Raw genomic sequence first — 21259 nt, 5'->3', positions numbered from 1 at the left:
GTGCCGAACCACTACAATCCGACAGCCGGAAATAAACAGTGAAACAACGGCCGACTTACTCAGTCGGCTGGCAAAAGGGTTCGGATGAAATCCGCGTAGGCATCGCCCAACGGCAACTCCAGATTAAGTGCGAGCCGCCGGCGCATCGTTTCCACGGGCTCCTGCGTGTGCGGGTTGAGGCCGGCTTTCGGATACTCTTCCCAGTACAAACCCAGACCCCGCTTTTGCCAGGCCGGCAACTCATTATAATTAATACCGTGCGCGAAAAGCAAATCGTGCTTGGTTGCGGTGCGCTGGCCTTTCACCTGCACCGTAGCTTCGGCTACAGAGCTACCCTGTTTGCGCAGCAACCAGTAGCAATGCGCATTCAGGGAGTTGCGCGCAGCGTCTTCCTGGCGCCACCGAAAATAGTCTACCACATTATCCCGGCGCGGCAACTGGGAAATTCGGCAGTCAAATACTCCTATATCACCGAGCAGCAGCGAGAATTTGGCGGAAGCCTCCCCCGCCAGTACCGACGTGTACTTGCGCAGCTTACGGCCGAAAGAGTCCTCCGAAGGATGCAGCAGCAGGGAAATTTCGTCGCTTTGCGTATAGCCGTACACGATTCGGAAACCACATTCCAGCAAGTGCCGGGTGGTTTCAGCCATATAGTCGCGCATGCGCACATCGAAGGGAGCTTCAAACGGATGTACTTCCTTGGTCAGGCGGGTAAACCCACGGCCGTCCAGGCGCGCCACCAGATACAGGCCAGGCAACGCGCAATGGTCGTGGGCGGTTTCGAATACGCGCAGTCGCGCGTCGAGGTCATTAAATTTCATCCTGCCAGTTGGTCACGTCGAATTCCTGATTGCCGAGCGGGCGCACAAAGTATAGCTGCTCGAAGCCCTCAGCGCGGGTAGGCAGCTCCAGCCGATTGCGGGTGGCCCGAATACCCTTGTCGGGTATCTGCCGTTCCGGCGGACGCTGCTGGTTGCGCACCAGTGCCTCCGCCGCCACCGACTGAAAGAAATAGCCAACTACCTCAAACCCCGCCGCCCGGGCCGCCGACAGATATACGGCCCGCTCAGCCTGCGTGGGGTTCGTGTTATCTATCACGCAACGCTGCTGGGTTTCCAGGCACAACTCTAGCAACCGCCGTTCCCGGTGGCGCGTCCGCAGCAGGTCCATACTGATGCGCACGTGCGTATGGAAAAACCGCTGTTGATAAAACGTCGATTTTCCGGTAGCCTGAATTCCGCAGAACAGCACAAGCTGCATGGTAAGGTATGTTAGATAAGAAGTGTCGGGGTCAGACTTACAATTTCAGCTGCTTCAGCTTTAACACAAGCATCCAAACCGACAGACGACTCAAGTGTGCAGATAAGGTCGATGCCTTGCTCATCAAATTTTAAATTAAAGATGACGTTCTGATGACTGAATCCATCAAAGTCGATTTCCTTGATGCCCGTGAACCGAAGTTCGATTTCGCAGTGCTTGACCTGACGAAAATATCCCTGCGCATCGGTTGACGCAGACGACTGAAATGCGGCTAGTACGAAAGTAACTGTCGGATAATAGCCCGGATTAGCTTCAAAGGCCACCTTCTTTACTTCCGCATCGTGGAAATTCGGCCAGTACCCGAAGTGCTCAAGAACTAGGGACGCATTGGCTATTCGGCCAATCACAGGATTTTCGCTCATGGCTCGGACTTGATTAATGAACGAAACGGTAGAGATGCTTTGACTTCGTTCAGCATGTCGGGCTCTACTCCTTATATATACTACCCCGCAACCGCAAACTCCCGCAGGGCTTGGAGCAGCAGCTCGTTCTCGGCGGGGGTGCCCATGGTGAGGCGGAGCGTGCCGGCGCAACCGGGCTGGGTAGTGCGGTTGCGCACGATAATGCCCCGGGCAACCAGGAAATCGTACACGGCCGTGGCATCGGGACGGAATCGCACCAGCAGGAAGTTGGCATCCGAGGGGAACACCTCCGCCACAATGGGCAACGCGGGCAGGCGCTCCTGCAGCCAGTCGCGGCCTACCAGCAGCTGCCGGCGCAGCGCCTCAAACCGGTCGGCGTCGCGCAGGGCCTGCAGGGCGAACCGCTGCGTAGCCTCCGACACGTTGTAGGGCGGCTTGATTTTGTTGAGGTAGCCGATGATTTCCGGCGAGGCGAAGGCCATGCCCAGGCGCAGGCCGGCCAGCCCCCAGGCCTTCGAGAAGGTTTGCAGCACCACCAGGTTGGGGAATTCAGCCAGGCGGGTGGTCCAGCTGGGGGCAGCGGCGAAATCGGCGTAGGCCTCATCTACCACCACCAGCCCGCGGAAACCGCGCAGAATTTCCTCCATATACTCGGCGTGGAGCAGGTTACCGGTAGGGTTATTGGGCGAGCAGAGCCACACGATTTTGGCATCCGAAGCCAGCACGCCGGCCACGATTTCGGGCGAGAGCTGGAAGTCGGGCGTCAGTTGCAGGCGCTCCACGCGCACATCGTTCAGGTTGGCGGCCACCTCGTACATGCCGTAGGTGGGCGGCAGGATGAGCAGGCTGTCGTGGCCGGGCACGCAGGTGAGGCGCACCAGCAGGTCGATGGCTTCATCGGAGCCGTTGCCGAGGAAAATCTGCTCGGGGCGCACGGCTTTGAACTGGGCCAGCTCCTGCTTCACGGCGCGCTGCAACGGGTCGGGGTAGCGGTTGAACTGGTCGGGGCCGGCGCTGCCGAGGCTGTTCTCGTTGGCGTCGAGCATGACCTGGGCCTCGCCCTGGAATTCGTCGCGGGCCGACGAGTAGGGCTTCATATCCCGCAGGTTGGGGCGTACGAGGCTATCAAGGTTGAACATGAATCACGGATTTAGACGGATTATTCGGATTTCACGGATTTTGTAAAACGGCCGGCGGTGGTTCAGTAGCCCAGGGTTTATACCCTGGACTATGGAGCGGTTGTCGATCTGGCGTTGGCAAGCGAGATGCTTCGACAAGCTCGGCATGACGTTCTACTTCATCCAATCGTTACTGCTCCCCACCGGCCAGGGCTTCCAGGCGGAGGGTTACGGCGCGGGCGTGGGCGCGGAGGCCTTCGGCTTCGGCCATGGTTTCTACCACGGGGCCCACGTTTAGCAGGCCTTCGGAGGTGAGGCGCTGGAAGGTGATTTTCTTCAGGAACGAATCCAGCGACACGCCGCTGTAGTTGCGGGCGTAGCCGTTGGTGGGCAGCGTGTGGTTGGTGCCCGAAGCATAGTCGCCCACGGCTTCCGGGGTGAGGTGACCCAGGAACACGGAGCCGGCGTTGGTCACGCCTTCGGCCAGTTGCTCGGGGTTGCGCACGGCCAGAATCAGGTGCTCGGGCGCGTATTGGTTCGAGAAGTATAACATTTCTTCCGGCGTGCGCAGCAGGATGGCGCGGCTTTCGGTCAGGGCCTGGGCGGCTACCTCGGCCCGGGGCAGCTCGCGCAGCTGGCGCTCCACCTCGGCTTTGGTCTGCTCCAGCATCGACAGCGAGTCGGACAGCAGAATCACCTGCGAGTCGGGGCCGTGCTCGGCCTGGCTGAGCAGGTCGGCGGCCACGAAAGCCGGCGTGGCCGATTCGTCGGCAATAACCAGCACCTCGGAGGGGCCGGCCGGCATATCAATGGCCACGCCGTAGCGGGTGGCCAGCTGCTTGGCGGCCGTCACGTAGCGGTTACCGGGCCCGAAAATCTTGTCCACGGCCGGCACCGAGTCAGTACCGCCGCTCAGCGCGGCCACGGCCTGGGCCCCGCCGGCTTTCACGATGGTGCTGATGCCTAGCAGCTGGGCCGTGAACAGGATGATGGGGTTCACCGAGCCGTCCTTCTGGGGCGGGGTGCAGAGCACGATTTCGGGGCAGCCGGCCAGGCGGGCGGGCACTCCCAGCATCAGAAGGGTGCTAAACAGCGGCGCGGTGCCGCCCGGAATGTAGAGGCCCACGCGCTGCACGGGCACCGCCCGCCGCCAGCACGTCACGCCCGGCATGGTTTCCACGCGCTCTTCCTGCGGGATTTGCGCTTTGTGGAAGCGCAAAATATTGGCGTGCGCCTGCCGGATGGCCGTTTGTAGCTCCGAAGGCACCTGGGCCGCAGCCGCGGCCAGCTCCTCGGGCCCCACGTGCAGACCAGCCGAAAGGTCGGCCCCGTCGAACTGGCGGGCGTAGTCAAGCAGGGCCGCGTCGCCCCGCTGGCGCACGTCCTCGAAAATCTGCTGCACGCGCTGCTCCACGTCCTGGGCCTGCTGCTGGGCCGCCCGCTGCTGCAGCGCCGCCCACTCCGGCTGGGATGGATATTGGAAGATGTTCATCTGGAATAGTGCTTGGTGCTTAGTTGTTAGTGCTTAGTATTTCAAAACCCATTTACTAGGCACTAAGCACTAACAACTGAGCACTAATCAGGAAATCATTTTCTCAATCGGGAGCACCAGGATGCCTTCGGCGCCGACGGCTTTGAGCTGGCTGGTGATGTGCCAGAAGTCATCCTCGTTCACCACCGACTGCACCGACACCCAGCCTTCCTCGGCCAGGGGCGTCACGGTGGGCGACTTGATGCCGGGCAGCAGGGACTTTACCGCATCCAGCGAGGCCACGGGGGCATTGAGCAGGATGTACTTGTTGCGGCGGGCGCGGCGTACGGCCTGCATCCGGAACTGCAGCTGCTCCAACAGCTCCCACTTTTCGGCGCTCAGGTTCTGGTTGGCGATGAGTACGGCTTCGGAGCGGAACACGGTTTCCACCTCGCGCAGGCCGTTGCCCAGCAGCGTGGAGCCGCTGCTCACAATATCACAGATAGCCTCGGCCAGCCCGATGCTGGGCGCAATTTCCACCGAGCCGCTGATGGTGTGCAGGTTGGCTTTTACGCCGCGCTCCGCGAGGTAGTCGCCCAGAATGCGCGGGTACGAGGTGGCAATGTTCACGCCCTGCAAATCCTCGATGGAATCATAGGTGGCGGCGCGGGGCACGGCCAGGCTCAGGCGGCACTTGCTGAAGCCCAGGCCTTCCACTTCCAGGCTGGGGAAACCAGCTTCCACCAGCACGTTCTGGCCCACGATGCCCAGGTCGGCCACGCCGTCCTGCACGTAGCCGGGAATGTCGTCGTCGCGCAGGTAGAGGATTTCGAGGGGAAAGTTGGTGGCTTCGGTTTTGAGCTTGTAGGAAGCCGAGAGGAAGCTAATGCCGCATTCCCGAATCAGGTTCAGGGAATCTTCGCTTAAGCGGCCCGATTTCTGGATGGCCAGACGGAGCATATTCTTTGAATTAGGAATTATGAATTAGGAGTTCGGAATTGGCCACTGGAGCCAGAACGTAATCGTAATTCAGAACAGGTTGGTGGGGAAACGGGGAAGAGGACCCTGACGTTGGAAAAAGGCCAGTAGAAGGCCGGGCCACCAGTTTGCGGGGGCCGGGGAACCAAGTGCGGTTCGCCCAACGGGGTCAATATGATGCGTTCATTCCTCTAGAAAGAGGAATGGTGCCCGTGATGATGGTGGTGCTTCGACTCAGACGCGCAGGCCTCGGCCAGGCGACCCGCTACGGGGGCGGCCGGGTGGCTCAGGGGGCACAGAAACAGCGCGGAGAATTGCATACGGGGCTTAGAGTAGCGGGACAAAGGTAGGAGGCAAACGGCAGGATGAAAATTTTTGCGGGAAAAAGTTAACCGAAAGCCAGAACTTTACGGTTCGCCCGCTCTTTCCGGCCAATTTTCTGGCACTATTGTTTCAATAGGCCGGTTGCCGGGTTTTCTACTCCTATTGCCGCTGCTTATGACCTTGATAAAACGCGCTAGTGTATGCTTATGGCTTAGCCTGGGTGGCGTGTCGCTGGTTCAGGCCCAAACAACTCCTGCCCCCGCACCAGCACCTACTTCAGTACCAACGGCTACACCTGAGGTGCCCACTCCCGCTGCGGCTGCTCCTACCCCAGCCACCCCGGTACCGGCACCCGTCTCCGCTATGCCCGCCACCGGCCCGATCCAACTGCCGGTACCGCAGGCTAGCCCCCGGGCGCAGGTGATGCAATCAGTGGGCCTCACGGATATTACCGTGGAGTATCATTCGCCGGCCGTGCGCAACCGCAACGTGTGGGGCGGCCTGGTGCCCTACGACCAGGTATGGCGGGCCGGGGCCAACGAGAACACCATCATCAGCTTCTCCACGCCCGTACTGCTGAAACAGCAGCTGCTGCCGGCCGGGCGCTATTCCTATTACGTAGTGCCCCACCAGGACCGGGACTGGGAGCTGGTGCTCAACAAAGTAACCACGCACTGGGGAAACGAAGGCTACGACCAGCGCGACGACATTATCCGGGTGCCCGTGATGCCCGAAACGGCCCCTTTCCACGAAAACCTCACGTATTGGTTTTCCGACATCAAGCCCACCGGTGCTCACCTGAACCTGACCTGGGAAAAACGCACCCTGATGCTGCCCATTGAAACGGAAGTACACAAGCAGGTGATGGCCGGCATGGAGCAGGTGCTGCAGCAGCACCCTAACGACTGGCAGCTGCTGGCGCAGGCCGCAGACTACCTGGTGCAGAACAATATCCAGCCCGAGCGGGCGCTTACGTACATCAACGAGTCACTGAAGCTGCAGGACGCGGCCACCAATAATTGGATTAAGGCGCGGCTACTGGCCCAGCAACAGGATTTCGGCACGGCCATCGTGTACGCCCGCAAAGCCATTAAGCTCGGCGACAAGGAAGATACTGCCTTCAAGTCGCAGCTGCCGAACATGCGCATTGCCCTCACGGAGTGGCAGGCCAAAGCGTACTAGATTAGCCCCACGCGAAGCTAAAAAGGCAAAGCGCTGACGCAGCCTGTAGCGGGCCACGTCAGCGCTTTGCCTTTTTACCCACCAGCTAAAACCGGGCAATAACGCGCAGGTTCACGAGGCGGCGTGAGAGGAAATTGGGTACGGAATACGTGACGCCGTTCAGGTCCTGAATGTAGTTGTAGCCGGCCAGGTTGTCGGCTCCCAGCACATTCAGCACTTCCAGACTCACCCAGAGAGTGCGCAGCTGCACAGTACGGCCCTGCTGCTCCTCTACCGCCGTGCGCAGGCTCAGCACCTTGGTAAAGCCCAGGTCGGCGCGCTTATAGCTGCGGGTGAGCCTGCTGGTGCCGCGCAAATCGGGCAAATCGGGCGGGCTGAAGGGCAAACCCGTGCCGAAGACCAGGTTCACGTAGCCTTTCACCGAGGGGTTGCCGGGCAGGTTGTCCTGCAGAAATACGCCCAGATTCACCCGCTGGTCGGAAGGCCGGCGGATATAGCCCTTGGGCACGCGGCCGGTGACCGTGCCGTTGGCGAAGGTGTTGATGGAGTCGTTGGCCAGGTTTTCCCGGGTGGTGAGCACGCCCAGGCTAAACCACGACTCGGTGCCGGGAATGAACTCCCCACTCACGCGGGCATCCACCCCGGCGGCGTAGGCGCGGGCTTCGTTGTTGGCGAAGTAGCGCAGCCGTACATTGTCGATGTCGTAGGGCACCACATCGGTGAGGTACTTGTAGTAGGCTTCGCCGGTGAACCGGAACGGGCGGCCCCACTGGGTAAAGCGCAGCTCATTGCCCACAATGAAATGCAGGGAGCGTTGGGCCCGCAACTCCGTGTTCAGCACAGCCTGCTGATCCTGGAGCGCGCCGGTCTGGTTGCGCAACTCCCGGTAAAACGGGGGCTGGTGGTACAGGCCCACGGCCGCTTTCCACGACAGGCGCGGGTTGCGGGCACTGGTGAAGGCGTATTGCACCCGGGGGCTGAAGGTGGTTTGCCGGTTGACCGTCCAGTAGCTGGCCCGGGCCCCGTACGTGAGCGTGCGCAGGGAATCAAACCGGATGGTGTGCTGCAGGTAGCCCTGGGTGCGGGTGCTTTCCAGGTTCAGCGTCGAAACCAACCGGGTGCGGCGGGCTTCCGGCACAAAATCCGCCGAGTCCACGAAGCTGTATTCGTTCAGCACGTCTTCAATTCGCTCCCGGCCGGTTTTCAGCCCCCAGCGCACCGTGTTTCGGTTACCGGGCGTCCAGGTACCGCGGGTTTCCAGGGTGGCAATGCGGGCCAGCAGGTTGTTGCGGGAGTGCTGAAACCGGCTGCCCAGCCCGCGCCGGTTCACGTCGTTGCCGTAATTGGGGGAATTCTGGTCCCGGTTGATTTCGGCAATATCATACTGCGCTTCCACGTCCCGGTACTCGAATTCCCGCGAGTACAGCAGCCCACCCAACAGCTCCAGGCGCAGGTTGCGGCCCACGTCATGGTGCAGGCGCAAGCCGCCCTGGTACATATCGTACTGCATCCGCTCCCGGCCGGCGTAGACAATGTACAGGCGCGAGAGCTGGTTAGTGCCGGTGCTAAAGGTGCTCTGCCCGCTTTCCGGATTGAAGCGAAAATCGTTGTGGGCAAACGTGTTGAAGATACCCAGCCCCGTGCGCTCCAGGTTCTCCTTGGGACCCAGGTTGAGGGTAATCAGGCTCTGCCCATCGTAGAACGTGGGGTTGTAGCCGCCCTGCTGCTGCTGCAAAGAGTTGAACACGTAGGTGGCGTTTTTGTAGCGCACCCCGGCCAGGTAGCTCACGCGCTTGTTGGCCGAAGCCGCCCCGGCGTGCACCGTGCCGCCCACCAGACTGGCCGTGGCTGAGCCCTCGAACCGGTCGGGCTGCTTGTACTGAATATCCAGCACCGAGGACAGCTTATCCCCGTATTTCGGCTGCCAGCCCCCGGTCGAAAACTCAATACGGCTCGCCAGATCGGGGTTCACGAAGCTGAGGCCCTCCTGCTGGGCGGCCGTGACCAGAAACGGCCGGTATACCTCAAAGCCGTTCACGTACACCAGGTTTTCCTCGTAGTTGCCGCCCCGCACCGAGTAGGTGCTGGTCAGCTCATTGGTGGTGCTGACGCCGGGCAGGGTTTTAACGATGGCCGAAAAATCCCCGAAGGGCGAGGGAATTTCCTTGGCCGTGCGGGGCTCCAGCTCCAGCACGCTCACCTGCTCGCGGGTATCCGTCGCGTCGGAGCGGCCGCGCACAGTTACGTTGCCCAGGGAACGGCTGTCTTCCTGCAGGGTCAGGGTCAGCTCCCGCTGCGTCGCCAGGTCGAGGACTACCCGCTCGGTGCGGTAGCCCAGGCGGCGGATTACCAGCACGGGCGGTTTGCTGCCCAGCGGGCGCACCACGCTCAGGGCAAACCGCCCCTTATCATCGGTGCTGGTACCGCCGGGCATACCCTCCACGCCCACCGCCACCTGCTCCAGAGGCTGGCCGGCAGCGTCGCGCACGGTACCGGTAAGCAGCACCCGGGCCGGTTGCTGGGCCTGCACCGCAACGGGCCCGGCAACCGCGGCGGCGGCTCCCAGCAGCAACCGTACGCACAGCACGGAGTGGGCGCGGAATTTTCCTGCCATTCGCCGCGGCTTAAGAAAGCTCCTCTCCCTGCACCACTACGGCCAGCTGCCGGCGCATCTCGGCCAGCGTGGCGACGGGGTCGGGCGAGTTGAACACGAACGAGCCGGCTACCAGCGCATCGGCCCCGGCTTCCACCAGCGCCCCGGCATTGTCCAGAGTCACGCCGCCGTCAATCTCAATCAGGGCCTGCGAGCCGCAATCCACCAGCAGCTCCTTCAGGGTCGCCACTTTCCGCAGGGTATTCGGAATGAAGGCCTGCCCCCCGAATCCGGGGTTTACCGACATAAGCAGCACCAGGTCCAGGTCGGCGGCCACGTCCTCTAGCACGCTCACCGGCGTGTGGGGGTTCAGGGCCACGCCTGCCCGGCAGCCCAGCTGCTTGATTTGCTGCACCACGCGGTGCAAATGCGGACAAGCCTCGTAATGCACGGTAATGTTGGCCGCGCCCGCGTCGCGGAAGGCGCTGAGGTAGTGCTGGGGCTCCTCAATCATGAGGTGCACATCAATGGGCTGCTGGCAGTGGCGATGCACGGCCTGCAGCACCGGAATACCGAAGGAGATATTGGGCACGAAGCGCCCGTCCATCACGTCGAAGTGCAGCCAGTCGGCGGCGGAGCCAGCCAGGCGCTCCATTTCAGATTGCAGGTTGCCAAAATCGGCGGCGAGAAGTGAGGGAGCCAGCAGCGGCGCCATTCGACGGGTTGGATTCATAGCGCGAAAGTAACTGAATAGCGCAGGATAGTAACACGCCAAAGCCCGGAAAACTCCGGAACGGCAGGCAATACGGACCGGCTGAAATTCCGGCAACGCTGGCCCGGCAGCGTTTGGTGTACTTGCCCCAAAAAAACGGGCGAACCACTGCCCGCCGTAGCATTTTGTGGTTCGCCCATAAGAGGGAAAGGCTATCGGGAAGGTGCCTGGCTATTTTACCGCTGGCTCCTTTTCCCAGGCGCGCCAGTCCAGCTTGCCGTCCTCCGTTTTGCGCAGGAAGTAGGTGGTATCATCATCGGCCCGCTTGCCGAACGTCACGTCGGCGCGGCAGTCGAGGCATTTGAGACTGGTGTACTTGAACTTGTCCTTGGCCACCCGGCTGGTCAGGTCCAGGTTATCGGAGCCGCAGATACCACACTTGGCCACGTCCGGAAAACTTAGCCGGTCGTATTCGGCCACCACTTCGTGCAGGTTATTGCCTGACACGGTGAAGTGAAAAGTGCGGCGCCCCAGGCGCTTGGTTACCATCATTTGCAGCATTGGTCAAACGAGATTAAGTGAGTGCAGAAACAAGGTCCGTTGGCAGTATGTCTCCGGACCGGAAATCTGGTACAATTTACTAATTTTATTCGCAATTTTACACCCAAACAGGTTAGCAAATCAATGAAAAAAGCAGCCCGCTACGAGCTGCTTTTTTCATTGATTTGCTACTGAGCGGCTATAATTTCACAAACCGTACCACCCGCTGTTCCCGGCCGTTGCTGATGCGACACGTGTACACGCCTTTGCCGAGCACGCCAGGCTGCAGGCGTACGGCAGCCGATGAGGTAGGTCCTACCCGCTGCTCCGAAACCAACCCACCCCGGGCATCATAGATCCGTACCTGGAGCGGCACCGCCTGAAAATCGACGGCCAGCTGCAGGTACAGCTCATCTTCCTTGGAGGGGTTGGGATAGATGAGCAGGTCTTGGCGGGGGGCCGGCGGGGCGGCGGCCAGCGGCACATTGGGATTGGCCAGGTTGTAGGCCCGCACGAAATTGGGAATCCCGTAGCCGGTTTCGTCGTTGGGGGCGGTGGCGCGGGTGCCCGAGCGTTGCAGGAAGCTGATAACCTGCTGGGCCGTGAGCGTGGGGTTGGCCTGCCAGAAACCGGCCACCATCCCGGCCGTTACCGGACAGGCATAGGACGTGCCGTTGCCCCGGGTAACTGCCCCCGAAGGGCTCACGATGGCCGTTTGCACGCCCATAGCTCCGACGTTGGGCTTGATGCGCCCATCGGCCGTAGGCCCGCGGGAACTGAAGCCAGCCACCACCGACAGCGAGTCGGTGGCCCCAACGGTCAGGATTGAATCGGCGTCGGCGGGTGCCGTGATGTAGCGCCAGTTCCCGTTGCCCTCGTTGCCGGCGGCACTTACTACCACCATGCCCACCCGGGCCGCTACCGTGGCCGCCCGCGTAGAAAGGGCCGTGCGCCCGTTCATGTTAGCGTAGGTATAGTCGATGGACGGAAAATCGAAGGTGCTGTAGCCCAGCGAGGAGCTGATGATATCCACCCCCGCCGAATCGGCTTTTTCGGCGGCAATCAGCCAGTTGGCTTCTTCGATGGGGTGCTCCGAGGCCACATCCTCGGTGATGTACAGCCGGAAGGTAGCCTTGGGAGCCGTGCCAATGTAAAGCCCCGATTGGTTGGCTCCGATGGCCGACAGGCAGTGCGTGCCGTGGCTGTTGCTGGTGAATACCTGCGTGGATTTGCTAACCACGTTGAAGGTGCTGGCCAGCCGCTGCTCCGAGAAGATGGAAGCGAAAGCAGAAGCTGTATTTACGCCCGGAAAGCCCGCATCGAACACGGCAATCTGCATCCCTTCGCCCCGGTAGCCGGCGTCGTGCATCTGCACGGCCCCAATCATCTGGGCCTGAGTGTAGGCTTTGCCGTACTGGCTGCGGGTGCCGCGCTCCAGCACCTGCGGCTCGTCCGGATCTTCGCCCTTGGGCTTGCGGGTACCGGGCAAACCCCGGTTCAGGGTCTGGGCCGAGCGGATGAAGGACAAGGCCTGCACCTGCTGCAGCGTGGCGGAGTCGCAGGCTACAACGGCGGCGTTAAACCAACGGGAAGTATACCACAGCTGCACGCCGGACACGGCTTTCAACTGCTGCACATAGGCCGGCGACACGGGCAAATCCCGGGGCAGCACGGCAATATTCTGCCGCTGCCGGCGTTGAATAGCCCGGGCCGAGAGAAAGGCCTGTGGATTGGTAACGGTAAATGGCGTACCCGCTTTGTCCTTGAAGTAAATGAGGTGCTTGCGGATGGTGCCGGCCGTTTTGGCGGGCGTACCCGCTTGAAGAAGAGGCCCGGGGGCGGCAGCGTGCGTTAGAACGGCCGAACAGCTCAGGGCGGCGGTGAGCAGGAGGCGGGATGAAACCATTCAAAAAAGGATTGGCGTGCCGGAAGATACAACGCGCCCCGGTAAATTCACAGTTTCGGCCCCGGAAACCAGGGCGGATGTGCCACGCTGGTAGGGTGCCGCGTTAAGGCAGCGTGTAGAAATTACTGCCCGCTTTCCACAAGCACTTCTCTGCGCGACTGGCCGATTATGAAGTTTCGTCGGTCGCAGGAGCCACCATTAATGGAGCAATGATCAATCGAACGTTTGTATCGGTACACAGGTCCGATTCCTTTCGCAAACGTGGCCCGCACAATATTGGTAGTCTTGTTATTGATATTTGGCCCTCCGGGGTCCGTTGGAAAGATAAAAGGGGTTGATAAATCATTCGTTACTGTCACGGTATTCTCGTAGGAAAACTGCTTCGTTCCGGAAGCAATAGTAAATGGTTCTCCTACCGCCCGGTAAAACCGGGTAGGTTCCCGATTTACCTGCTTTGCGGTGTCAGGGGCATAAAATCCGGTATTACTCCAAGATTTATTTTCTACCACCGGAAACACCAGTTCCACCGAGCGCCGGTTGCTGCGCTGCTCCGTGAGAAAGTTTTTGCCCACCGTTACGGTCAGCACTGAATCGACGGCCCAGGCATCGGTGGCGGTGGCCCGGCGGGAGCGGATCACGCGGTACACCGGCTGCCCGGTGGCATCTGGAGTTAGCTCGGCGGCTACCTGCTCCCGGAACTGGAAGCGGCTGGCGGTGGGCACGTTGTTGCGCCAGGTGGTATCGGCCACGTCATAGATGCGGTAGGCCCCTACGGCTAGCGGATAGTACTCCGGGCCGGGGTTGGGCAGTATCTCGGCGTCGTTGTTGCAGCCGGCCACGGCCGACCCGAGCAGCATAATCAGTAGCGCGCCGGCCGCCGGCCGCCCCCAGGTAAACGAATATTCTTGCTTCATATCATGAAATTCACTGGCTGAAAGTACGCTTCCTTTGGCAACTTCCGGTACTGTCCGCTTGAACGGACCTCACCCCCGCGCAGTTCCGCGCCGGACGCGGCCAGACTGCTAAACGCACGAAAGCCGATTTTCTGACAGCAGAAAACCGGCTTTCGTGCGTTTAGCAGTACTAGCTAAGGGCCACTGCTACGGAAGGCTCGGGAATTTCGCCGATGGTATGGCGCTCAATCCAGCCCCCGCCCAGTACATCCTGCCCGTCGTAGAACACAGCGGCCTGGCCGGGCGTCACGGCGTGCACCGCTTCCTCGAAGTACACGTAGATTTTGTCGCCCTTCTGCTCCAGGAAAGCCGGGGAGCCGTCGTGGTTGTAGCGGATTTTGGTGGTGCTGGGCACCAGGCCGCGACCCTCCAGGGAAGCATATTTGCCCATGTTGAGCTTGCCCACCACCGTACGGGTGCTGGCCAGATCATCGAAGTTGCCGAGTACCACGCGGTTGGTTTCAGGGTCGATGGCCGTGACGTAGGCCGGGAAACCCAGGGCCACGCCCAGCCCCTTACGCTGCCCGATGGTGTAGAACGGGTAGCCTTCGTGCTTGCCCACCACCGTGCCGTCGCGCAGTACAAACTCGCCGCCGGCCACGCGCTCCTCCAGGCCCGGCACCCGGCGGCGCAGGAAGCCGCGGTAGTCATTGTCGGGAATAAAGCAGATTTCGTAGCTCTCGGGCTTGTTCACCAGCTCGGTGAAGCCCCGCTCCCGGGCGAAATCGTAGATGGCCGTTTTGCGCAGCTGGCCCAGCGGGAACAGCGTGCGGGCCAGGCTTTCCTGCGTGACGCCCCACAGCGCGTAGCTCTGGTCCTTGTTATCATCAAGGCCTTTGCTGATGACGTAGCGGCCGTTTTCCTGGCGCACCTGGGCGTAATGGCCGGTGGCAATGAACTCGCAGCCCAGCTGGTCGGCCCGGCGCAGCAGCGCGTCCCACTTGATGTGGGTGTTGCAGAGTACGCAGGGGTTGGGCGTGCGCCCGGCCAGGTACTCCTCGGTGAAGTTGCTGATGACGAAGTCGCCGAACTCGTCGCGGATGTCGATGATGTAGTGGGGGAAGCCCAGTTCCACGGCAATCTGCCGGGCGTCGTTGATGCTGTCGAGGGAACAGCAGCCGGTTTCCTTCTTGCTGCCGCCCGCCGAGGCGTAATCCCAGGTTTTCATGGTCATGCCCACCACTTCATACCCTTGCTCGTGGAGCATCACGGCTGCCACGGAGCTGTCGATGCCGCCGCTCATAGCGACGAGCACCCGTCCTTTCGTTGTATTCATACGTGAATCAAATTGCGCCCGAAGCGTGAAAGGTTCCGGCCGAATGGGCAAAGATACGATGTGGAGATATGAATGATGAGAGTTGAGTTATGAATGATGAGAGATGAATTGGCCGGTGGCTCTGGCTGGGCCGGGATGCGGTGGCCTGCGCTACCAGGTTGGCCCCATCATCCACCATGAAATCAGAATCGTCAGGCTGCCGTCCCAACTCATAACTCATCATTCATAATTCAACTCTCATCATTCACACCATATTTCCTCCGAATATTGCAGGCGCAATGCCGGCCCGAGGCCTGCAGGGCGTTTCCGACAGTCATTTTTCACTTGCCTTCCCTATCTATGTCCTTGCTAGTTCCCGTGCTGGTGCGCGGCATCAATAACCTCTCCGACGCCCGCTACTGCGCCGGCATGGGGGCCGATTCGCTCACCTTCCGCCTCGATCCTGCCTTTGCTGACCACCTGACGCCCGAGGCCGTACAGGAGCTGAGCGGCTGGGTGGCCGGCGTGCAGCTCATCGGCGAGTTCGATACGCTGCCGGTGGAAGATATCAACCGCCTCGTGCAGCAATGCGGCCTGCACGCGGTGCTGCTGCATCGCCGCCGCCCCGCCGACGAGCTGGCCCAGCTTATGGTACCAGCCCTGAAGCTGACGGCCTGGGTGCAGGATATGATGCCCGAAGACGTGGACCTGCGCTTTCGCGAGCAGGCCCCGCACTACCAGGGTTTCGTGCTGGCCACGCCCCCTTCGCCCCTGCCCAACGCCGCCGAGCTGCTGCGCCTCACCGAGCAGGCCCGCACCTACTCGCTGTGGCTGGGAGCCGGCTTCGCCCCCGATAACCTGCGCAGCTTCGTGGAGACGCTGCGCCCGGCCGGCATCGTGCTGCAGGGCGGCGACGAAATCAAGCCCGGCCTGCGCGACTTCGACGAAATGGAGGCCGTATTCGATCAGCTGGAAGAAGAATAAGCCAACCTGCCCCGGAAACAACGGAGCCCCGAACGTGTCGTTTCGGGGCTCCGCGGTTTTCTGGGGTTGTCAGGCCATTACCGTCAGCAGCGAGTAGATGGGCTCGGTAAGCGCCGCCGGGCCGTGCAGGCGCAAGTGGCGGGCGGCTTCGGGCCGGGGCAGGCTTTTGGTGAACAGCCGCCACGCCACGGCTCCGTCCAGCTCGATGCTGGCCGCTATTGCGCCGGGGTTGTGCTGTCCCAACTCCCAGCCTGCCGGGGTGCAGACCAGAAACCAGGTTGCGGGCGCGGGGCCAGTCAGCTGCACCTGCACTACGGTGCCGGGGGCCGCCGCCACGGCGCGGTAGTGGTGTGGCAGGGCCTGGGCGCAGGTAGCCAGAAACGGCGCGTACAGCGCCGGCTCCAGCAGCGGCCCCTCCTGCCCAACGGCCTGCCGGATCTGCTGCTGGTGGTGCCACTTCTCGGTGTACTCGCGGGCAATGTGGAAGTGATTGGTTGACTCGGATTCCCCGGCCCAGGCCACGGCAAAAGCAGCCGGCGCGGCCGGATCAAGGCTTGTCAGGAAGTCGTTATACTGAGGCCCTACGGCGGCCAGCAGCTCCAGCAGCACGGCCGGACTCAGCCGTTGGCCGGCCGCTACCCAGGAGTTGTTGAGCGCGTTGAGGTAGGTTACCACATCGGCGTAATCCCCGCTCGCCGGCCCCTGACCGGCAAAGTGCCCGTCGCGCAGCATGGACAGGCTGCGCAGGCTGCCATCGAGCAGGTGCAGGGCCACGGCGTGTACCGTCCAGCCGGGCGCCAGCGTGGGCCGCTGCCAGTCGGCCGGGCTGAGGCTGCGCAACACCTGCAGCAGCAGGTCATCAAGCACCGGAAACAGCGGCAGGGTATCAGGAATCCGGACGGGCTGCATCAGTAGTGAGTAGTGAGTAGTGAGTAGTGAGTAGTGAGCAGGCACGAAAAAGCGGAAATACGGGTTGCCGGATTTCCGCTTTTTCAGGCTTTGAGTATTAGCCAGAGCCGGTTGCTGCGTTCCTGTTCGTTGCACGCGCATAGGCTGGATGCTACGGTCTAGCTCACCTGGAACTGCAGGTACTTGATGGGCACGCCGACGGAGCGGTATTTACGCTCGAAGGTGGTCTGGATGTCCTCGGCGTGGGGTAGCAGCTCGGGGGTGGCGTACAGGTCCTTGGTGTGGGCCAGGATGGTGGCCCCGGGGCGCTGCTGCACGGTTTCGAGGGAGTAGTCGAACAGGTCCTCGTTGTCGGTTTTGAGGTGAATCAGGCCGCCGGGGCGCAGAATCTGCTGATACAGGTCGAGGAAGCGCGGATACGTCAGGCGGCGCTTGATGTCCCGGTCGCGGGGGCGCGGGTCGGGGAAGGTTATCCAGATTTCGTGCAGCTCGCCGGGGGCGAAATGCGTGAGCAGATCGTGGGCCCGGGTGCGCACCCAGCCGACGTTGGTCAGACCCATTTCCTCGGCCCGGGAATTGCCCCGCCAGATCCGGTCGCCCTTGATGTCGAGGCCCAGAAAATTGCGCTCGGGGTAGCGCTCGGCCAGGCCCACGGTGTACTCGCCCTTACCGCAGCCTACTTCCAGGGTAATCGGGTTCGGGTTCTGGAAAAAAGCCTCGTGCCAGCGGCCGCCGAGCTGTTGGTAGGTGTCTTTGCCGGGTTCTACCACACTGGCCCGTTCGGCATTTTCGGCAAAGCGCTTCAGTTTTACTCGACTCACTCTATTCGTTTTTGGTTGGTTGTTTTTCGTTGTTCGCCGTTTGATTTTGGTAGTTGTAAACCGTGGATGCGCCTTGCAGCCCACGAAAAACGAATCCCCAAAAACGAACCACGACGTTACAGCTCCTCAATCTCCGCCACTACAAAGGTACTGCCCCCGATGAAGACCACATCATCGGCGGCGGCGGCGGCGCGGGCAGCGGCCACGGCGGCCGGCACCGGGCCGTACGCGCGGCCCTGCAGGCCCAGGGCCGCAGCCCGCTCGGCCAGCTCGTCGGCCGGCAAAGCCCGCGGAATACTGGCCTGGCAGAAGTAGTAGGTGGCTTCCCGGGGCAGCAGGGCCAGCATCTTGCTCACGTCCTTGTCATTGACGACGCCCAGCACGAAGTGCAGCTGCCGACGCGGCAGCCGGGCCAGCTGCCCGGTAATGAAGCGGATGCCCGCCTCGTTGTGGCCCGTGTCGCAGACCACCAGCGGGCGGCGGCCCAGTATCGTCCAGCGGCCCCGGAAGCCGGTGAGGCGGCGCACTTCCCGCAGGCCTTCCCGCACGGCCGCTTCCGGAATGGCAAAGCCCTGGTCGCGCAGCTCCTCCACCACGGCCAGCACGCCGGGCAGGTTCAGGCGCTGGTAGTCGCCCACGAGGGCCAGCTCCAGGTCGGGCAAATACGGCGCTTCGTTGCGCAGCACCTGGAGGCGCTGCGTAGGCTCGTCGGGGGCCGGTTCCTGCACCAGTTCCACCCGGAACTGCTCGTCGGCAAACTGCAGCGGGGCCGCTTCGGCGGCGGCTTTTTGGCGGAACACGTCGGCTACCTCGGGCTGGGTCTGGCTGATGATGGCGGGCACACCGGGCTTGATGATGCCGGCTTTTTCGGCCGCAATGAGTGGCAGTGTCTCGCCCAGCAGGTTCTGGTGGTCGAGGCTGATGTTGGTGATGAGCGACACCAGCGGCCGGATGATGTTGGTGGAGTCGAGCCGCCCGCCCAGCCCCACTTCCACCACGGCCACGTTCACCTGCTGCTCGGCAAAGTAAGCAAAGCACAGGGCCACGCACATTTCAAAAAACGAGGGCTGCACCTCATCAAACAACCCGCGCCACCGGGCCACCCACTGCACCAGGTAGCCAGGGTCCAGGTCCTGGCCGTTTACCTTAATGCGCTCCGTGAACTCCTTAAGGTGGGGCGAGGTGTAGAGGCCTACTTTGTAGCCGGCAGCCTGCAGAATGGCGGCCAGCAGGTTACTGGAGCTGCCTTTGCCGTTGGTGCCGGCCACGTGCACGCAGCGCAGCCGCCGCTCGGGGTTGCCCATGGCCGCGGCCAGCGCCTCGGTGCGTTCCAGCCCCGGCTTGTACCCCGCCTCGCCCACCCGCTGAAACATGGGCAGCTGCTGGTAGAGAAAATCGAGGGTTTGCTGGTAAGTCATGGAGCTAAAAATGCGCGGGTGGACTGCAAAGGTAGCCGACTCGGCCACTTGCCCGCAGCCCTAACCACGCACAAGCGCCACCCCGGAACCGGAGTGGCGCTTGTGCGTGGTTAGGGCTGCGGCCTATCGCACCGTGAAGCGGAAGGTGTAGAAGCCGGTGGCCCCGCCCTCGGCCGAACTGGTGCGGCGAAACTCCACGTTTTCCAGAGCGTCGCGGCACACCTTCTCCTGGGCTGGCGTTACATTGCCCGCCACTTTGGTAACGGCCTCCACTTCCCCATCGGCGTTGATTTTAATTTTGAAACGCACAAAGCCGGAGTTGTTGTCAAGGGCCGGCACGTTGGGCCGGGTTACAAACGCCCAGCCGGCCATTTCCAGGCCGCCGCTGCCGGGGCTGGTGCCGCGGCCGCCGCTGCCCGGCTCGCCGGAGTAGGCCGTGCCGCCGTAGGTGCCGCGCGGGTCACCCTTGTCGCCCACGGTGCCGGGGTTGTCGCCGTTGTTGTTGCCGGTGGGCGCGTTGCTGGTGCCGTTTACGCCGTTGCCGCCACCCTCGGCGCGGTTGGCGCGGGGCGTGAACACGGCCCGCTGATCCACTTTGGGCCGGGGCGGCTCGGGCTTCACTTCCTCGCGCTGCGGGGCCGGCTTTTCTACCGGCGGGGCCGTCACGGGGCTTTCCTCCGCTTCGCTGGTCACTACGCGCGCCTCGCTGGGCGGGGTCGGGTCGGGCTGGGCGGTGGGCTGCGGGGGCGTGGGGTCGGGCTGGGCAGCGGGCGGGCGGCTGTCCTCCCGGTTCTGCGACTCGTTGGCCGGGGCCTGGCTCTGGATGTCGCCGGAGCCGACTTCATCTACGCCGTAGTTCAACTCCACCCCGTCGCCACCGAGGGACTCCAGCGGCGGATCGGGGCCTTTGAAGACGGTGAAGATGAACAGCGCCGCCAGGGCCGCGTGCAGCACCACGGTGCCAATCAGGGCCTCCCGCCGATGTTCTTCCCGGTATTCCATCTTTGTTTTTCGTTGGTCGTTTTTTGTTTTCCGTTGGCTGGGTTGGTGCCTGTTGCTTTGCTACTGCTACCCGTTTTTAAACGAGCCGAAAAACAAAAAACGACCAACGAAAAACGAAAATCTTATTTCCCCTGCTGGGCCTGGGTGGCCATGACCATCTTAATCTTGAGGCGGTTGCCGATTTCGAGAATGTCCACCAGTTTCTGCACGTTCAGGGAAGCATCCACCCGCAGCACGGCGGTGGGGCTTTCCAGGCCCTGAATGCGGCGCTGCAGCTCGCCTTCCAGCTGCTGGGCGCTGGTGGGCTGGCGGTCAATGAAGTAGGCCCCGCCGGCATCCACCGAAATAGTAATGGGCTGTTTCATCATCTGCTTGCTGCTCTTGGCGCTGGGCAGCATGAGCTTGATAATGTTGGGGTTCACCATCGTCGACACAATCAGGAAGAACAGCATCAGAAAGAACATGATGTCGTTCATCGAGCTGGTCTCGACGTGGGAAGAAAGCTTACGACGCCGGCTGAGGTCCATTGCGTGAATGTGAGAAATGTGGCTGAATGTGCAGAATGTGAGAAATGGTATCCGGTTGTGTCAGAACAGACACATTTACCACGTTTCGCACATTCAAACACATTAACGCTAATTGTCCTGCAGAATATCCATGAACTCAATGGCGGAGTTTTCCATGCGGAAAACCATGCGCTCGACCATGATGCTTAGCCAGTGGTAGCCAACGTGGGCGATGATACCCACAATGAGGCCGGCGGCCGAGGTTACCATTTTGGTGTACAGACCGCCCGAAATCTGGGCAATGCCGAAGTCGCCGGTGGAGCTGATGGCGTAGAAAATCTTGATTACCCCGATAATGGTACCCACGAAGCCGAGCATGGGGGCCACGCCCGCAATAATGCCCAGCACGTTGATGTTCTTCTCGAGGCGGGCAATTTCAATTTTGCCCACGTTTTCCACGCTGGTTTCGATTTCTTTGAGCGGCAGGCCAATGCGGCGGATACCCTTCTCAATCATGCGGGCCAGCGGGGTGGCATTCTGGGCGCAGAGCATTTTGGCTCCCTGCAGGTCCCCTTTCACCATCAGATTGCGGATGCCGGGCATGAACGATTCAGGCACGGCCCCCGCCTTGCGGATGGTAATGTAGCGCTCCAGGATGATGTAGATGGAAATAAACGAGAGCAGAAACAGCGGTACCATAATCCAGCCCCCGGCCAGAATCAGGTCGATGAGCGAGAGGCCGGGCGCGGCGGCGGCGGCGGCGTTGGCTGCCGTAGCGGCAGAATCGGCAGCGGCGGCGGGCGAAGCGGCGGGGGCCGCGTCACCAACCTGTAGTTGCAGCAGCAAAGAAAGCAGGTGCGTCATGCGGGAGAGAGAATAAAAAGCAAAAGAAAAGCTAAAACACC

Annotated in this window: 21 protein-coding genes; 2 read left to right on the top strand and 19 right to left on the bottom strand. The window is 61.8% G+C overall.

Annotated elements, in window-relative coordinates:
* Positions 1 to 59: 59 nt before the first annotated feature.
* The 7 genes from ACN19L_RS02685 to ACN19L_RS02655 form a co-directional block, all read right to left on the bottom strand.
* The gene (locus tag ACN19L_RS02685) at positions 60 to 821 is read right to left on the bottom strand and encodes a tRNA(His) guanylyltransferase Thg1 family protein (RefSeq protein ID WP_426492007.1); all 762 of its coding nucleotides are present in this window, start codon (positions 819 to 821) and stop codon (positions 60 to 62) included.
* Positions 811 to 1260 (bottom strand): AAA family ATPase, encoded by a 450-nt coding sequence (locus tag ACN19L_RS02680; RefSeq protein ID WP_426492006.1) that lies wholly within the window; start codon positions 1258 to 1260, stop codon positions 811 to 813. Before ACN19L_RS02680 ends, ACN19L_RS02685 begins: the two co-directional genes overlap by 11 nt.
* 11 nt (positions 1261 to 1271) lie before the next feature.
* The gene (locus ACN19L_RS02675; RefSeq protein WP_426492005.1) at positions 1272 to 1682 is read right to left on the bottom strand and encodes an Imm50 family immunity protein; all 411 of its coding nucleotides are present in this window, start codon (positions 1680 to 1682) and stop codon (positions 1272 to 1274) included.
* An 80-nt stretch (positions 1683 to 1762) separates the two neighbouring features.
* A complete protein-coding gene (hisC, locus tag ACN19L_RS02670; RefSeq protein ID WP_426492004.1) occupies positions 1763 to 2821 on the bottom strand; it encodes a histidinol-phosphate transaminase in 1059 nt (352 codons plus the stop codon).
* 169 nt (positions 2822 to 2990) lie between these two features.
* On the bottom strand, positions 2991 to 4292 hold the full coding sequence (hisD, locus tag ACN19L_RS02665) for a histidinol dehydrogenase (protein WP_426492003.1): 1302 nt from the start codon (positions 4290 to 4292) through the stop codon (positions 2991 to 2993).
* 87 nt (positions 4293 to 4379) lie between these two features.
* A complete protein-coding gene (gene hisG, locus ACN19L_RS02660; protein ID WP_426492002.1) occupies positions 4380 to 5231 on the bottom strand; it encodes an ATP phosphoribosyltransferase in 852 nt (283 codons plus the stop codon).
* A 209-nt stretch (positions 5232 to 5440) separates the two neighbouring features.
* A complete protein-coding gene (locus ACN19L_RS02655; protein ID WP_426492001.1) occupies positions 5441 to 5569 on the bottom strand; it encodes a hypothetical protein in 129 nt (42 codons plus the stop codon).
* A 304-nt stretch (positions 5570 to 5873) separates the two neighbouring features.
* Here ACN19L_RS02655 and ACN19L_RS02650 point away from each other — a divergent pair, with 304 nt between their 5' ends.
* Positions 5874 to 6755 carry a DUF2911 domain-containing protein gene (locus tag ACN19L_RS02650; protein WP_426492000.1) on the top strand — a complete coding sequence of 294 codons (882 nt, stop codon included), beginning with the start codon at positions 5874 to 5876 and terminating at the stop codon, positions 6753 to 6755.
* 85 nt (positions 6756 to 6840) lie between these two features.
* Here the strand turns inward: ACN19L_RS02650 and ACN19L_RS02645 are convergent, their stop codons facing one another.
* The 6 genes from ACN19L_RS02645 to mnmA form a co-directional block, all read right to left on the bottom strand.
* Positions 6841 to 9369 carry a TonB-dependent receptor gene (locus ACN19L_RS02645; RefSeq protein WP_426491999.1) on the bottom strand — a complete coding sequence of 843 codons (2529 nt, stop codon included), beginning with the start codon at positions 9367 to 9369 and terminating at the stop codon, positions 6841 to 6843.
* A gap of 10 nt (positions 9370 to 9379) precedes the next feature.
* Entirely contained in the window at positions 9380 to 10081 is a 702-nt protein-coding gene (rpe, locus tag ACN19L_RS02640) for a ribulose-phosphate 3-epimerase (RefSeq protein WP_426491998.1), read from the bottom strand.
* Between the two features lie 210 nt (positions 10082 to 10291).
* Positions 10292 to 10621 (bottom strand): hypothetical protein, encoded by a 330-nt coding sequence (locus ACN19L_RS02635; RefSeq protein WP_426491997.1) that lies wholly within the window; start codon positions 10619 to 10621, stop codon positions 10292 to 10294.
* A gap of 178 nt (positions 10622 to 10799) precedes the next feature.
* Positions 10800 to 12506 carry a S8 family serine peptidase gene (locus ACN19L_RS02630; RefSeq protein WP_426491996.1) on the bottom strand — a complete coding sequence of 569 codons (1707 nt, stop codon included), beginning with the start codon at positions 12504 to 12506 and terminating at the stop codon, positions 10800 to 10802.
* A 122-nt stretch (positions 12507 to 12628) separates the two neighbouring features.
* Positions 12629 to 13420, bottom strand: a complete 792-nt coding sequence (locus ACN19L_RS02625; protein ID WP_426491995.1) for a hypothetical protein — start codon at positions 13418 to 13420, stop codon at positions 12629 to 12631.
* A 169-nt stretch (positions 13421 to 13589) separates the two neighbouring features.
* Positions 13590 to 14735: a tRNA 2-thiouridine(34) synthase MnmA gene (gene mnmA, locus ACN19L_RS02620; protein WP_426491994.1), complete on the bottom strand. Its 1146-nt coding sequence runs from the start codon at positions 14733 to 14735 to the stop codon at positions 13590 to 13592.
* Between the two features lie 339 nt (positions 14736 to 15074).
* Here mnmA and ACN19L_RS02615 point away from each other — a divergent pair, with 339 nt between their 5' ends.
* A complete protein-coding gene (locus tag ACN19L_RS02615; protein ID WP_426491993.1) occupies positions 15075 to 15698 on the top strand; it encodes a hypothetical protein in 624 nt (207 codons plus the stop codon).
* Between the two features lie 69 nt (positions 15699 to 15767).
* Here the strand turns inward: ACN19L_RS02615 and ACN19L_RS02610 are convergent, their stop codons facing one another.
* The 6 genes from ACN19L_RS02610 to ACN19L_RS02585 all read right to left on the bottom strand — a co-directional run bounded on the left by ACN19L_RS02610 (position 15768) and on the right by ACN19L_RS02585 (position 21218).
* Complete coding sequence (locus ACN19L_RS02610) at positions 15768 to 16652, bottom strand: maleylpyruvate isomerase family mycothiol-dependent enzyme (RefSeq protein WP_426491992.1); 885 nt, start codon at positions 16650 to 16652, stop codon at positions 15768 to 15770.
* A 113-nt stretch (positions 16653 to 16765) separates the two neighbouring features.
* Positions 16766 to 17428: a tRNA (guanosine(46)-N7)-methyltransferase TrmB gene (trmB, locus tag ACN19L_RS02605; protein ID WP_426491991.1), complete on the bottom strand. Its 663-nt coding sequence runs from the start codon at positions 17426 to 17428 to the stop codon at positions 16766 to 16768.
* A gap of 116 nt (positions 17429 to 17544) precedes the next feature.
* The gene (locus ACN19L_RS02600) at positions 17545 to 18846 is read right to left on the bottom strand and encodes a bifunctional folylpolyglutamate synthase/dihydrofolate synthase (RefSeq protein WP_426491990.1); all 1302 of its coding nucleotides are present in this window, start codon (positions 18844 to 18846) and stop codon (positions 17545 to 17547) included.
* A gap of 123 nt (positions 18847 to 18969) precedes the next feature.
* Positions 18970 to 19848 (bottom strand): hypothetical protein, encoded by an 879-nt coding sequence (locus tag ACN19L_RS02595; protein WP_426491989.1) that lies wholly within the window; start codon positions 19846 to 19848, stop codon positions 18970 to 18972.
* A gap of 122 nt (positions 19849 to 19970) precedes the next feature.
* Entirely contained in the window at positions 19971 to 20375 is a 405-nt protein-coding gene (locus ACN19L_RS02590) for an ExbD/TolR family protein (RefSeq protein WP_426491988.1), read from the bottom strand.
* A 108-nt stretch (positions 20376 to 20483) separates the two neighbouring features.
* Entirely contained in the window at positions 20484 to 21218 is a 735-nt protein-coding gene (locus tag ACN19L_RS02585) for a MotA/TolQ/ExbB proton channel family protein (protein ID WP_426491987.1), read from the bottom strand.
* Positions 21219 to 21259 lie beyond the last annotated feature (41 nt).

Origin of the sequence: Hymenobacter sp. 102 (genome assembly GCF_049949205.1) — a bacterium.
Taxonomy (GTDB): domain Bacteria; phylum Bacteroidota; class Bacteroidia; order Cytophagales; family Hymenobacteraceae; genus Hymenobacter.
Note: the sequence above shows the minus strand (reverse complement) of the source record. Positions and strands in the feature narration are given on the sequence as shown.

Bases quoted from the DNA above. Each gene is read 5' to 3' on its own strand.
- ACN19L_RS02685 (WP_426492007.1), bottom strand. From the start codon at position 821: ATGAAATTTAATGACCTCGACGCGCGACTGCGCGTATTCGAAACCGCC.
- ACN19L_RS02680 (WP_426492006.1), bottom strand. From the start codon at position 1,260: ATGCAGCTTGTGCTGTTCTGCGGAATTCAGGCTACCGGAAAATCGACG.
- ACN19L_RS02675 (WP_426492005.1), bottom strand. From the start codon at position 1,682: ATGAGCGAAAATCCTGTGATTGGCCGAATAGCCAATGCGTCCCTAGTT.
- hisC (WP_426492004.1), bottom strand. From the start codon at position 2,821: ATGTTCAACCTTGATAGCCTCGTACGCCCCAACCTGCGGGATATGAAG.
- hisD (WP_426492003.1), bottom strand. From the start codon at position 4,292: ATGAACATCTTCCAATATCCATCCCAGCCGGAGTGGGCGGCGCTGCAG.
- hisG (WP_426492002.1), bottom strand. From the start codon at position 5,231: ATGCTCCGTCTGGCCATCCAGAAATCGGGCCGCTTAAGCGAAGATTCC.
- ACN19L_RS02655 (WP_426492001.1), bottom strand. From the start codon at position 5,569: ATGCAATTCTCCGCGCTGTTTCTGTGCCCCCTGAGCCACCCGGCCGCC.
- ACN19L_RS02645 (WP_426491999.1), bottom strand. From the start codon at position 9,369: ATGGCAGGAAAATTCCGCGCCCACTCCGTGCTGTGCGTACGGTTGCTG.
- rpe (WP_426491998.1), bottom strand. From the start codon at position 10,081: ATGAATCCAACCCGTCGAATGGCGCCGCTGCTGGCTCCCTCACTTCTC.
- ACN19L_RS02635 (WP_426491997.1), bottom strand. From the start codon at position 10,621: ATGCTGCAAATGATGGTAACCAAGCGCCTGGGGCGCCGCACTTTTCAC.
- ACN19L_RS02630 (WP_426491996.1), bottom strand. From the start codon at position 12,506: ATGGTTTCATCCCGCCTCCTGCTCACCGCCGCCCTGAGCTGTTCGGCC.
- ACN19L_RS02625 (WP_426491995.1), bottom strand. From the start codon at position 13,420: ATGAAGCAAGAATATTCGTTTACCTGGGGGCGGCCGGCGGCCGGCGCG.
- mnmA (WP_426491994.1), bottom strand. From the start codon at position 14,735: ATGAATACAACGAAAGGACGGGTGCTCGTCGCTATGAGCGGCGGCATC.
- ACN19L_RS02615 (WP_426491993.1), top strand. From the start codon at position 15,075: ATGTCCTTGCTAGTTCCCGTGCTGGTGCGCGGCATCAATAACCTCTCC.
- ACN19L_RS02600 (WP_426491990.1), bottom strand. From the start codon at position 18,846: ATGACTTACCAGCAAACCCTCGATTTTCTCTACCAGCAGCTGCCCATG.
- ACN19L_RS02595 (WP_426491989.1), bottom strand. From the start codon at position 19,848: ATGGAATACCGGGAAGAACATCGGCGGGAGGCCCTGATTGGCACCGTG.
- ACN19L_RS02590 (WP_426491988.1), bottom strand. From the start codon at position 20,375: ATGGACCTCAGCCGGCGTCGTAAGCTTTCTTCCCACGTCGAGACCAGC.
- ACN19L_RS02585 (WP_426491987.1), bottom strand. From the start codon at position 21,218: ATGACGCACCTGCTTTCTTTGCTGCTGCAACTACAGGTTGGTGACGCG.